This is a genomic window from Pseudoduganella namucuonensis, assembly GCF_900116645.1.
Classification (GTDB): Bacteria; Pseudomonadota; Gammaproteobacteria; order Burkholderiales; family Burkholderiaceae_D; genus Rugamonas; species Rugamonas namucuonensis.
Window position 1 is genome coordinate 412,642 of the sequence record NZ_FPBO01000002.1, and the last position, 12,126, is coordinate 424,767.

The 12,126-nt window shown below is 68.3% G+C and carries 12 protein-coding genes and 2 tRNA genes; 10 read left to right on the forward strand and 4 right to left on the reverse strand.

Translation table 11 applies throughout. From position 1 onward, the window contains the following. Positions 1-3: 3 nt before the first annotated feature. Positions 4-591 (forward strand): response regulator transcription factor, encoded by a 588-nt coding sequence (locus tag BM436_RS03765; RefSeq protein WP_093553598.1) that lies wholly within the window; start codon positions 4-6, stop codon positions 589-591. Here the strand turns inward: BM436_RS03765 and queG are convergent, their stop codons facing one another. Further along, on the reverse strand, positions 592-1,692 hold the full coding sequence (gene queG / locus BM436_RS03770) for a tRNA epoxyqueuosine(34) reductase QueG (protein WP_093553600.1): 1,101 nt from the start codon (positions 1,690-1,692) through the stop codon (positions 592-594). A 44-nt stretch (positions 1,693-1,736) separates the two neighbouring features. Between queG and tsaE the strand changes: the two genes are divergently transcribed. The 3 genes from tsaE to BM436_RS03790 are packed head-to-tail and all read left to right on the forward strand — an operon-like array spanning position 1,737 to position 4,717. Further along, positions 1,737-2,222, forward strand: coding sequence for a tRNA (adenosine(37)-N6)-threonylcarbamoyltransferase complex ATPase subunit type 1 TsaE (tsaE, locus tag BM436_RS03775; RefSeq protein ID WP_093553602.1), 486 nt, complete (start codon positions 1,737-1,739; stop codon positions 2,220-2,222). Continuing rightward, positions 2,186-3,913 (forward strand): N-acetylmuramoyl-L-alanine amidase, encoded by a 1,728-nt coding sequence (locus BM436_RS37700; protein WP_229488911.1) that lies wholly within the window; start codon positions 2,186-2,188, stop codon positions 3,911-3,913. The genes tsaE and BM436_RS37700 overlap by 37 nt, the downstream gene beginning before the upstream one ends. A 9-nt stretch (positions 3,914-3,922) precedes the next feature. Beyond that, a complete protein-coding gene (locus BM436_RS03790; RefSeq protein ID WP_093553604.1) occupies positions 3,923-4,717 on the forward strand; it encodes a D-hexose-6-phosphate mutarotase in 795 nt (264 codons plus the stop codon). A gap of 3 nt (positions 4,718-4,720) precedes the next feature. Here the strand turns inward: BM436_RS03790 and BM436_RS03795 are convergent, their stop codons facing one another. Beyond that, positions 4,721-5,767: a carbonic anhydrase gene (locus tag BM436_RS03795; RefSeq protein WP_093553606.1), complete on the reverse strand. Its 1,047-nt coding sequence runs from the start codon at positions 5,765-5,767 to the stop codon at positions 4,721-4,723. A gap of 133 nt (positions 5,768-5,900) precedes the next feature. Next, the gene (locus BM436_RS03800) at positions 5,901-6,551 is read right to left on the reverse strand and encodes a VTT domain-containing protein (RefSeq protein WP_093553608.1); all 651 of its coding nucleotides are present in this window, start codon (positions 6,549-6,551) and stop codon (positions 5,901-5,903) included. 87 nt (positions 6,552-6,638) lie between these two features. Between BM436_RS03800 and BM436_RS03805 the strand changes: the two genes are divergently transcribed. Genes BM436_RS03805 through miaA form a run of 3 tightly spaced genes read left to right on the forward strand, consistent with a single transcriptional unit; the run spans position 6,639 to position 10,615 of the window. Beyond that, complete coding sequence (locus BM436_RS03805) at positions 6,639-7,577, forward strand: peptidylprolyl isomerase (RefSeq protein WP_093553610.1); 939 nt, start codon at positions 6,639-6,641, stop codon at positions 7,575-7,577. Between the two features lie 7 nt (positions 7,578-7,584). Further along, positions 7,585-9,654: a DNA mismatch repair endonuclease MutL gene (gene mutL, locus BM436_RS03810; RefSeq protein ID WP_093553612.1), complete on the forward strand. Its 2,070-nt coding sequence runs from the start codon at positions 7,585-7,587 to the stop codon at positions 9,652-9,654. 4 nt (positions 9,655-9,658) lie between these two features. Next, positions 9,659-10,615 carry a tRNA (adenosine(37)-N6)-dimethylallyltransferase MiaA gene (gene miaA / locus BM436_RS03815; protein WP_093553614.1) on the forward strand — a complete coding sequence of 319 codons (957 nt, stop codon included), beginning with the start codon at positions 9,659-9,661 and terminating at the stop codon, positions 10,613-10,615. Positions 10,616-10,644: 29 nt separating this feature from the next. Here the strand turns inward: miaA and BM436_RS03820 are convergent, their stop codons facing one another. Beyond that, positions 10,645-11,049 (reverse strand): VOC family protein, encoded by a 405-nt coding sequence (locus BM436_RS03820; RefSeq protein WP_093553616.1) that lies wholly within the window; start codon positions 11,047-11,049, stop codon positions 10,645-10,647. 118 nt (positions 11,050-11,167) lie between these two features. On the opposite strand from BM436_RS03820, the gene BM436_RS03825 reads away from it, so the two are divergent. The 3 genes from BM436_RS03825 to BM436_RS03835 all read left to right on the forward strand — a co-directional run bounded on the left by BM436_RS03825 (position 11,168) and on the right by BM436_RS03835 (position 12,074). Next, positions 11,168-11,244: transfer RNA gene (locus BM436_RS03825), tRNA-Met, on the forward strand. A 99-nt stretch (positions 11,245-11,343) separates the two neighbouring features. Then, positions 11,344-11,420, forward strand: a tRNA-Met gene (locus BM436_RS03830). An 81-nt stretch (positions 11,421-11,501) separates the two neighbouring features. Next, positions 11,502-12,074, forward strand: a complete 573-nt coding sequence (locus tag BM436_RS03835; RefSeq protein ID WP_093553618.1) for an HD domain-containing protein — start codon at positions 11,502-11,504, stop codon at positions 12,072-12,074. Positions 12,075-12,126 lie beyond the last annotated feature (52 nt).

Genomic DNA, 12,126 nt, shown 5'->3' on the forward strand with positions numbered 1-12,126 from the left:
ACCATGCTGCACATCGTCGACGATGAAGCCGTCGTGCGGGACTCCCTGACCTGGCTGGCGTCCTCGCGCGCGATCCCGGCGCGCGCCTACGCCACGGCGGCCGACTTCATGGCCTGGCTGGAGCGCGGCGAATTCGACGTCCAGGGCGACTGCCTGCTGCTGGACGTGCGCATGCCGGAGATGAACGGCATCGCCGTGTTCGACCTGCTGGCCGCGCGCGGGCTGACCCAGCGCCTGCCCGTGATCTTCCTCACCGGCCACGGCGACGTGCCGATGGCGGTGGACACGCTCAAGCGCGGCGCCTTCGATTTCTGCGAGAAGCCGTTCAACGACAACCAGCTGATGGACCGGGTGGAGGAAGGCTTGGCCGAGTCGCGCTCGGCCGGCGAGAAGGCGGCGGTGCTGGCGCGCCTGGCCACCTTGTCGCTGCGCGAGCGCGAGGTGCTGGACCTGATCCTGGCCGGCAAGATGAACAAGGTGGTGGCCGACCAGTTGGGCATCAGCATGCGCACCGTGGAGGTGCACCGCGCGCACATCTTCGACAAGATGCAGGTGAAGACCGCCGTCGAGCTGGCGGGGCTGCTGAAATAGTCAGCCGTGCCGGGCCAGCGCCCATTCCACGTGCTCGCGCACCAGTTCCGACGGGTGATCCCGCCGCGCCTCCAGCGCGGCGACGATCGCCGCGTCGCCGCGCGCCCCGAGCGCCGCCGCGTTCCCCAGCCCCACCGCGATGTTGCGCAGCCACCGTTCGTGGCCGATGCGCCGTATCGGGCTGCCCTCCATGCGGCGGTTGAACTCCTCCTCGCTCCAGCCGAACAGCTCCACCATGCCCGCCGCGCCCAGCCCGTGCCGCTCGTCGAAGTCCGGCAGTGTGGCGCGCTGGGCGAACTTGTTCCAGGGGCAGGCGGTCTGGCAGTCGTCGCAGCCGTACACGCGGTTGCCGACCAGGGGCCGCAATTCCTCGGGGATGGCGCCCTTCAATTCGATCGTCAGGTAGGAAATGCAGCGCCGGGCGTCCAGCCGGCCCGGTCCCAGGATGGCCTGCGTCGGGCAGGCCGTGATGCAGGCGCCGCACTGGCCGCAATGGGCGCCGGTGGGCTCGTCCACCGGCAGCGGCAGGTCGACCAGGATCTCGCCCATGAAGAACATCGACCCGGCGCTCCTGCTGAGCAGCAGGGTGTGCTTGCCGCGCCAGCCCAGGCCGGACTTCTCCGCCAGCGGCAACTCCATCACGGGCGCCGAATCGGTGAACACGCGGTAGCCGAAGGGGCCGATGGCGGCCTGGATGCGGTCCGCCAATTGCTGCAGCCGCGCGCGGATCACCTTGTGGTAGTCGCGTCCCCGCGCGTAGATGGAGACCACGGCGGCGGACGGATCGGCCAGCCGCGCCGCCTCGCGCTCGCGCCAGTCCTCGCCGGCCGATTGCGGCAGATAGTTCATGCGCGCGGTGATGGCGCGCACCGTGCCCGGCACCAGCTCGGCCGGGCGGGCGCGCTTCATGCCGTGCGCCGCCATGTAGTCCATTTCGCCGTGCATGCCCGCGTCCAGCCAGGCTTGCAGGCCCGCCTCGGCCGCGGAAAGGTCGACGTCGGCCACGCGCACCTCGGCGAAACCGAGTTCGCCCCCCCATTCCTTGATGGAAGCGGCGAGTTCGACTAAATTGTTTACACTTCCGGGAGAAACGGCGGACATCGGCTCAGGCTTTACAATGCAACATTCATTCCACATTTTATTCGATGCAGCACTTTAAATCCCACCTCCATGACGAAGCCGGCACCGCCGCCCTGGGCGCGGCCCTGTCGCGCGCCATCGCCCCCGGCATGGCGATCTACCTGCATGGCGACCTGGGCGCGGGCAAAACCGCCCTCACCCGCGCGCTGCTGCACGCGGCCGGCCACACCGGCAACGTGAAAAGCCCCACCTACACGCTGTCCGAACCGTACAGCGTGAAGATGGACGGGCGCGACGTGAACGTGATCCACTTCGACCTGTACCGCATGGGCAGCCCCGAGGAATTCCTGGACGCGGGCTTCCGCGAGGACTTCAACGGCGACAACGTCTGCATCGTGGAATGGCCGGAAAAGGCCGACCCGGTGCTGCCGCCGCCGGACCTGCATGTATTCCTGTCGGTGGCCGGGGAGGGACGTGATGTAGAATTGCAGGCGTCCTCCGCCTTAGGTCTGTCATGCCTGCAACGCCTCAAATTCGCACCCAACCTCTGAACCAGCCCAAAGCCCGTTCGCGCCGCACCGTCCTCAAGGCAGGCGGCGCGCTGCTGCTGTCCGTGTTCTCGCCGCTGCGCGCGGCGGCGGCGCAGATCCTGGCCGTGCGCGTGTGGCCGGCCGAGGACTACACCCGCGTCACGCTGGAAAACGACACCAACCTCAAGACCACCCACTTCCTGGTCAAGGACCCGGAACGGCTGGTGGTCGATATCGAGGGCCTGGAGCTGAACCCCACGCTGAAAAGCCTGGTGGCCAAGATCCAGTCCAACGACCCCTACATCAAGCAGGTGCGCGTGGGCCAGAACCGGCCCAACGTGGTGCGGCTGGTGTTCGACCTGAAGGAGGAGGTGCAGCCGCAGGTGTTCACCCTGGCGCCGGCCGGCCAGTACAAGCACCGCCTGATCTTCGACCTGTATCCGGTGAAAGCGGCCGATCCGCTGGCCGCGCTGATCGAGAAGGGCGAATGGACCAACGCGCCCTCCCCGCCCTCCTCGACAGCCACGCCCGCCAATCCGGGCGCGACGCCGCCCGCGGCTGGCATGGCGCCGCAGGGCGCCGGTCCGGCCACGCCGGCCGGCTCGCCGGCGCCGAACGCCGCCTCGGCGATGGCCGGCAACGCAGCGGGGAACGCGGCCAATCATGCCGCAGGCAACGCCGCTGGCAACGCCACGGGTCACGGCGCCGGCAACGCGGCGGGTCAAGCCGCGGGCAACACGGCCGGTGGCCTCGCCGGCAACGCGGCCGCGACCGCCGCCGCCGCCGGCGCGCCCCACACGGCCGGCGCCGCGATCGCCGCCACTCCGCCCGCCCCCGCCGTCGCGGCGCCCGGCTCGGGCGTGCAGGCCACGCTGGCCACCCAGGCCGCGCAAGCGCAGGCGATCGCCAAGGCCGAGGCCAACGCCGGCAGGGACGCCCCGGCCGGCAAACCCGCAAGCACCCGCCCCGATGCAAAACCGGCCCCCGGCCAAAAGGTGCTGCGCATGGTCACCATCGCGCTCGACCCCGGCCATGGCGGCGAGGACCCCGGCGCCGTGGGCGCCAGCGGCACGCGCGAGAAGGACATCGTGCTGGCCATCGCCAAGCGCCTCAAGGCCAAGATCGAGCAACACCCCAACATGCGCGTGATGCTCACGCGCGACGGCGACTACTTCGTCCCGCTCGGCACCCGCGTGGAAAAGGCGCGCAAGGTGCAGGCCGACCTGTTCGTCTCCATCCACGCCGACGCCTTCGTGCAGCCCAGCGCGCGCGGCTCGTCGGTGTTCGTGCTGTCCGAGAAGGGCGCCAGCTCCACCGCCGCGCGCTGGCTGGCCAACAAGGAAAACGAGGCCGACAACATCGGCGGCGTGAACGTGCAAAGCCACGACAAGCAACTCGCCAGCGTGCTGTTCGATCTCTCCACCACGGCGCAGATCAACGACAGCCTGAAGCTGGGCAAGGCCGTGCTGGGCGAGATCGGCGGCATCAACCGCCTGCACAAGGGCTCGGTCGAACAGGCCGGCTTCGCGGTGCTGAAAGCGCCGGACATCCCCTCCATCCTGATCGAGACCGCCTTCATCTCCAACCCGGAGGAGGAGGCCAAGCTCAAGGACAACGACTACCAGGACAAGCTGGCCGACGCCGTGATGAACGGCATCCGCCACTACTTCGCAAAAAACCCGCCGCTCGCCAAGGGCCGCCCAACCACGTAAGGATCACACATGATCAGCCAGGTGACATTCGGCCAACTGCCGGCCGTCAGCATCACCGCGCCCGACGGCGCGCAAGCCATCGTCGCGCTGTACGGCGCCCACCTGCTGTCGTGGAAGACGGCCGACGGCAAGGAGCGCCTGTTCCTCAGCGAGCGCTCGCCCATGGACGGCGGCGCGGCCATCCGCGGCGGCGTGCCGGTGATTTTCCCGCAGTTCTCCACCCGCGGCGACGGCCAGCGCCACGGCGTGGCGCGCCTGTCGACCTGGCGCCTGGGCGCGACCGGGGACCAGGGCAACATGGCCTCGGCCGAGTTCGAGCTGACCCAGGACGACGTGCCGGCCAGGCTGGCCGAGGGCTGGCCGCACGCCTTCGCGCTGCGCCTGCGCTTCACGCTGGACGGCGACACGCTGCACATGGATTTCAACGTGGCCAACAGCGGCGCGGCGGATTTCGACTTCGCCTGCGCGCTGCACACCTATTACGCGGTGGGGGAGTTCAACCGGACCTCGCTGCGCGGCCTGGCGCAGGGCGACATCGCCTTCGGCCCGGCGCTGGACAACATCTACCCCGCGCCCGAGCGGCTGGAGCTGCACACGGCGGACACGCGCCTGCGCCTGGAACAGCGCGGCTTCAGCGAATGGGTGGTGTGGAATCCGGGCGAACAGGGCGCGGCCGCGCTCGGCGACATGGCCGACCACGAGTTCCACGACTTCGTCTGCGTCGAACCGGCGCGGGTGGACAAGCGGCCGCTGGCCGCCGGCGCCGAGTGGGCCGGGCGGCACAGCATCACGGTCGTGACGTGAAGCCTACATCGATTCCTTGATCATGCGCCCCGACGCCGGCTGGATCGGACGCGCGTTGAGCGGGTACAGGCGGCTGAACAGCGCCATCTGCGCCGGCGAGGCCTGGATCGGCTCCTTCATCACCAGCCACAGCACGTTCTCGCTGCACGGCGGCGTCGTCAGCGACCCCATATAGGTGTAGTAGTCGCGCTTCTGCGGCAGCAACTCGTTCGGATCGAGCACGATGGACGGCGCCATCACGTCGCCCTTCTCCAGCGGCAGGTTGTTCCACACCGTCTGCACCACCGGCTGCGGCTTGCCGCGCTCCATCAGCAGCGCCAGCACTGCCAGGCGGCCCTCGCCATCCTTGTGCACCAGGTGCATCACCATCTCGTAGCCCTTGCCGTTGATGCGCTCCTCCGACGGACGATGGAAGTGGAATTGCACCAGCTCGTACATGCGGTTGCCGACGGTGATGAAGTTGCCGCCGCCCATGGTCACCTGCACGGTGTGGCCGTTGTCCTGCACGTTGAAGGAGGAGGGCTTGTAGTCGAAGGCGACCTGCTCCAGGTCCACCTTCATGCCGTCGCGGATGTCGATCGGGGACTGGCGGTTGCCGGTGCCGCACTTGGCCCAGTCGTCGTTGATCTTGCTCCAGTGCGCCGGCCCCAGCTCGCCCTCGTAGCTCCAGTGCGTGCCCCTGGCGCGCGGCGGCGGCAGGGCCGCGACGGCGGCGGCCTTGGCGGCGGCGTCCTTCCTGGCCTTGGCGGCGGCGGCCGCGCGGGCGGCCTGGTTGGCGCGCATGGCGGCCAGCCGCTCGGCGATCTTGGCCGACAGCTCGGCCTCGGCCTGCTCCTCGCGCTCGCGTTCGGACATGCGGGTGGCGGCGGTCGGCCGGCCGGCGGGAGGCAGCTTGGACAGCCCGCTGCCGTTCAGGTTCGCGGCGCGGGACGGATTGGCGGGGGTGATGTTTTCGATCGGCTTCGGGGCCGCCTTGGCGGCCGGCGGATCGGCGGCGCTTGCCGCGCCAAGCGCGAGGCAGCAAACGGACAGGGCGATCAGGTTACGCATGGGAATCCGGGTATACGGCGAGTGGGATGAGGGACGCATACCTGGTTTAACGGTTGCACAGAGGGAAAACTTGAGCTGTCCCCAAGCAAACAGCGGCCCGGCTCTGCGCCCGGCCGCGCCGCCCCACCTCGCGTCAAGCCTTGGGACGCATCATCCGGCGGCCCAGTTTCCACATGCCGCCCAGCGCCAGCGGCCCAAGGGCGACGGCCACGCCGACCATGACGATGGTGGTCAGGTGGTCGCGCACCCACGGCGCGTTGCCGAAGATGTAGCCGGCCACGGTCAGCGACACCACCCACAGCAGGGCGCCGGTCACGTTGTACATCTGGAAGCGGCTAAAGGTCATGTCGGACACGCCCGCCACGAAGGGGGCGAAGGTGCGCACCACCGGAATGAAGCGGGCCAGGATGATGGTTTTTCCACCATGTTTCTCAAAGAACACGTGCGTGCGGTGCAGCGCGTCCTTGTTGAGCCAGCGGTATTCCTGCGTGAACACGCGCTGGCCGATGGCCTCGCCTATCCAGTAATTGGTGGTGTTGCCCAGCACGGCCGCGGTGACCAGCAGGGCCATCAGGACGGGGAGGTTCAACTGGCCGGTCGCGCACAAGGCGCCGGCGATGAACAGCAGCGTGTCGCCCGGGAAGAAGAACAGCACCACCACGCCGGTCTCGCTGAAGATGATGGCAAACAGTACCAGGTAGATCAGAGTGCCGTACTGGGCAATCAACAGGTCCAGCGTTTTGTCGACATGCACCAGCATGTCCAGTAATTGCACGAAATCCATAAAAATCCCAAAAGGTAGCGCCGGAATCATACCACCGCCTGAGCCCTAAGTTTACAATTCCTGCGCACAACAATTTGGAGATAACGCATGCACGCGCTCACTAAAGTGATACCCCCGGCGCTGGCGGCGGCGCTCGCGCTCACCGGCGCGACCGCCCTTGCGGCCGAGCGGGAACTGCCGGTCAAACCGACCGCCGGCGACGTCGTCAAAGCCTCCCTGCCCGCCGAGTGGCGGACGCTGGATCCGGAGCACACGCTGTACATGGAATTGCCCGCCGGGCGGGTGGTCATCGAACTGGCGCCCGACTTCGCGCCGCGGCACGCGGCCAACATCCGCGCGCTGGTGCGGGAGCGGTATTTCGACGGCCTGGTGGTGCTGCGCTCGCACGACAACTATGTGGCGCAGTGGGGCGATCCGGACGAGAAGAACCCGAAACCGTTCAAGACCGCCAAGGCCAGACTGGACGCCGAGTTCACCGTGCCCATGGCCAACGACAGGCATTTCACCCCGCTGCCGGACCGCGACGGCTACGCGCCGCAGGTCGGCCACTCCAACGGCTTCCCGGCCGGGCGCGATCCCAAGACCAGGCGCACCTGGCTGGCGCACTGCTACGGCATGGTGGGCGTGGGGCGCGACGTGGCGCTGGACAGCGGCAACGGCGGTTCGCTGTACGCGGTGACCGGCCACGCGCCGCGCCACCTGGACCGCAACATCACGGTGGTGGGACGGGTGGTGTCCGGCATGCCGCTGCTGAGCACGCTGCCGCGCGGCACCGGCCCGCTGGGCTTCTACGAGAAGCCGGAGATGCACGTGCCGATCAAAAGCGTGCGGCTGGCGGCCGACGTGCCGGAGGCCGAGCGCAGCCGGCTGGAGGTGATGCGCACCGACTCGGCCAGCTTCAAGGCCGTGGCCGAGGCGCAGCGCAACCGGGGCGGGCCGTGGAACAAGGTGGCGGCCGGATACGTGGAGCTGTGCAACGTGACCATCCCGGTCCGCGAGCAAAAACCGGACGGCGCTGCTTTATAATGGCGGGATGAACGCCCCCGCCCACGCCGCCACCCAGCACCGCCCCATCCAGGCCCTGCCCGACCAGCTCATTTCCCAGATCGCCGCCGGCGAAGTCGTCGAGCGGCCGTCCGCCGTCGTCAAGGAACTGCTGGAGAACGCGCTGGACGCCGGCTCCAGCGTCATCACCGTGCGCCTGGAGGAAGGCGGCGTGAAACGCATCGCCATCACCGACAACGGCCGCGGCATCGCCCCGGAACAGCTGCCGCTGGCGCTGGCGCGGCACGCCACCTCCAAGATCGCCTCGCTGGACGACCTGGAACACGTGGGCACGCTGGGCTTTCGCGGCGAGGCGCTGGCCTCCATCGCCTCCGTCGCCGCCGTCACGCTGACCTCGCGCACGGCCGACGCGGCCCACGCCTGGGAAATCAGCGGCTCGCACCTGGGCACCGTGACGCCGTCGTCCGGCGCGCACGGCACCACCATCGACGTGCGCGACCTGTACTTCAACACGCCGGCGCGCCGCAAGTTCCTGAAATCCGAGCAGACCGAATTCGGCCACTGCGCCGAGGTGGTGCGCCGCATCGCCCTGGCGCGGCCGGACGTGGCGTTCTCGCTGTCGCACAACGGCCGCACGGTGGACCACTGGATGGTCAGCGAGATCGCCAAGCGCAGCTCGCAGATCCTGGGCGAGAACTTCGCCACCGCCCGCCTGCAGGTGGACGAGACCATCGGCCCGCTGCGCCTGCACGGCTACATCGGCCTGCCCACCGCGTCCAAGGCGCGCGCGGACGGCCAGTTCTTCTACGTGAACGGCCGCTTCGTGCGCGACAAGGTGCTGATGCACGCGGTGCGCGCGGCCTACGAGGACGTGCTGCACGGCGACCGCTTCCCGTCCTATGTGCTGTCGCTGGACCTCGATCCGGCGCTGGTGGACGTGAACGTGCACCCGTCGAAAATCGAAGTGCGCTTCCGCGACGGCCGCGCCGTGCACCAGTGCGTGTTCCACGCGGTGCAGCGCGCGCTGGCGCAAACCTCCGCCACCTCGCACGGCAGCGTGCCCTCGCCGCTGCCCGCCGCCTCCGGGCTGGACGCCGCGACGCCGGTGCTGCGTCCGCACGAGCAGACCTCGTTCGGATCGATACTCAATCCCGACTACCAGCCGACCTTCTCGGCCTCGCCTTTCGGCCAGCCGCAGCGCCAGTTCGGCGACACGCCCGGCGTCGCGCAGAGCATGGCGAACTACGGCGCGCTGTTCCGCGATGGCGATCGCCCTGCCGCGGGCGGTCCGGGATATGCCGGCGGCGCGGGCGACGGCTCCGGTTCCGGGTATGGCGCCGGCGCCCAAGCCGGCGCCGGCCCCGACTTCGCGCCCGGCGCCAGCCTGGGCGCCGACGGCGCGGCGAATGGCGCATACGGCGCCGCGCAATCCGTGCGCCCCGGCTACGCGATGCCGCAGCCCGCGCCCTACATCGCCTCCTCGGCCGCCATGTCGCAGGACGAGTTCCCGCTCGGCTTCGCGCTGGCCCAGCTGCACGGCATCTACATCCTGGCCCAGAACAAGAAGGGCCTGGTGCTGGTGGACATGCACGCCGCGCACGAGCGCATCCTGTACGAGCAGCTGAAGAACGCGCTGGACGCGCAAGTGTCCGGCCAGGACATGCAGGTGCAGCAATTGCTGATCCCCGTGACCTTCTACGCCGACCCGGTCGAAGTGGGCACCGTGCAGGAGCACCAGGAAACGCTGCAGACGCTGGGCTTCGACATCGCCGCGCTGTCGCCCACCACCTTGGCGGTGCGCACCGTGCCCGCGCTGCTGAAGAACGCGGACGCGCAGACGCTGGCGCGCGACGTGCTGCGCGACGTACGCGAATTCGGCGGCTCGCGCGTGCTGATCGAGCGCCGCAACGAACTGCTGGGCACCCTCGCCTGCCACACCGCCGTGCGCGCCAACCGCATCCTGTCGGTGCAGGAAATGAACGCGCTGCTGCGCCAGATGGAAAGCACCGAACGCGCCGACCAGTGCAACCACGGCCGCCCGACCTGGGTGCAGGTGGAAATCAACGCGCTGGACAAGCTGTTCCTGCGCGGCCAATAAGCATATGACTGAACAAGCAAAACGGCCGCTGGCGGTCGCCATCATGGGGCCGACCGCGTCCGGCAAGACCGCCGCCGCGCTGGCCATCGCCGAGCGCGTCCCGTCCGAGATCATCTCGGTCGATTCGGCACTGGTGTATCGCGGCATGGACATCGGCACCGCCAAGCCCACGCGCGAGGAGCGCGCCGCCGCGCCGCACCACCTGATCGACATCCTCGACCCGCTGGATTCGTATTCGGTGGCGCAGTTCCGCACCGACACGCTGCGCCTGGTGGACGAGATCGTCGCGCGCGGCAGGCTGCCGCTGCTGGTGGGTGGCACCATGCTGTACTTCAAAGGCTTGAACGACGGCCTGGACGACCTGCCGGGGGCCGATCCCGCGCTGCGCGCCGAGCTGGAGGCGGAGGCCGCGCGCGACGGCTGGCCCGCGCTGCACGCGCGCCTGGCGCGGCTGGACCCGCCGACGGCCGCGCGCCTGGCGCCGAACGACGCCCAGCGCATCCAGCGCGCGCTGGAGATCATCGCGCTGAGCGGCAAGCCCATGTCCGAGCTGCTGGCGCTGCGCGAGAGGGAGGAGCTGCCGTTCGAGCTGCTGCCGTTCGCGCTGGAGCCGTCCGACCGCGCCGTGCTGCACGAGCGCATCGCGCGCCGCTTCGACCTGATGCTGGAGGAGACGGAGGACGGCAACCTGATCGACGAGGTGAAGGTGCTGCGCCGCCGCGGCGACCTGCATCCCGGCCTGCCGTCCATGCGCTGCGTGGGCTACCGCCAAGCCTGGGAATACCTGGACGGCGCCATCGATTACAAAACGATGCGCGAGACCGGCATCATCGCCACGCGCCAGCTGGCCAAGCGACAGCTGACCTGGCTACGCTCCATGCCGGAGCGCGTGGTCATCGACTGCCTGCGGCCCGGCGCCGCCGGCGCGATGCTGGATCAGATCAAGGATCGCCGGCCGTAGGGCGGGGTAGCGGAACGCTCCCAGCCGGATCAGGACTGGACATTACTCGGGTCCATCCACATGATTTCCCAGATGTGCCCATCCAGGTCCTGGTAGGCGCGGCCATACATGAAGCCGTAATCCTGCGGCGGACGCGGCTCCTTCGCGCCCGCCTCGACCGCCGTGTTCACCAGCGCGTCGACCGCGTCGCGGCTCTCGGCGGACAGGCACAGCAGCACTTCCGTGCTCCTGGTGGCGTCGCAGATCTCCGTGCTGATGAAGCTCTTGAACTTGTCGTGCGTGAGCAGCATCGCGTAGATCGTGTCCGAAATGATCATGCAGGTGGCCGTCTCATCGGTGAATTGCTGGTTGAAGGTGTAGCCCAGCCTGGTGAAAAACGCGACCGACCTGGGCAGGTCCCTGACCGGCAGATTGACGAAAATGTTGGTAGCCATGCACCGCCTCCTGTTATCGAAAATACACGAACAGCGAGGATAGCATGGGATTTTCAAAAAAACCGCGGCTCCTTCCTTGACAGCCTCCCCGTCCACCCGCGATAATTCTGCCCGTTGCGGTGATATAGCTCAGTTGGTTAGAGCATAGCATTCATAATGCTAGGGTCGGTGGTTCAAGTCCACCTATCACCACCAGGAATTCCAAACCCGCGCCATCCTTCCAGATGCGCGGGTTTTTCAATCGGTTTCTCGTGGTTGACAAGCTTTTCGAGGCGCGTCATACTATGTGGCTCTGGTGATATAGCTCAGTTGGTTAGAGCATAGCATTCATAATGCTAGGGTCGGTGGTTCAAGTCCACCTATCACCACCAAGATTCATCGAAGATGGCCTGATCCGGCGACGGAACAGGCCATTTTTGTTTTAGCATGACGCTTTCCGTGGAAAGAGCCATATGGACAACACCGAACTGCAAGGCTGCATCGCCTTCCTGCAGGAGGCGGAGCGGCTGAAAAACGTGCTGCGCACGGCGCACACCTCCGAGGGCCGGCGCGAGAGCACGGCTGAACACAGCTGGCGCCTGGCGCTGTTCGCCATGCTGCTGGAGGACGAGCTGCCCGGCCTGGACTTCGCCCGCATCCTCAAGATGTGCGTGATCCACGACCTGGGCGAGGCGATCCACGGCGACATTCCCGCCATCGCCCAAACGCCCGGCATGCCGGACAAGTCGGCGCGCGAACGCGAGGATCTGCGCACGCTCGCCACGCCCCTGCCCGCGCGGCTGCGCGAGCAGATCATGGGCCTATGGGAGGAGTACGACCAGGCCGCCTCGCCCGAGGCGCGCATCGTCAAGGGACTGGACAAGCTGGAGACCATGATCCAGCACAACCAGGGCATGAACCCGGCCGATTTCGATTACGCCTTCAATCTCGGCTACGGCACCCAGCACACGGCGCGGCACCCGCTGCTGGCGGCGATGCGGGAGATGGTGGACGCGACCACACGGGCGCGGGCCGCCGGCGCCTAGCCTCCCGCCGGCCCGGCGTGGTTCTTGCATGCCAAAGCGGCAATACGCAAAT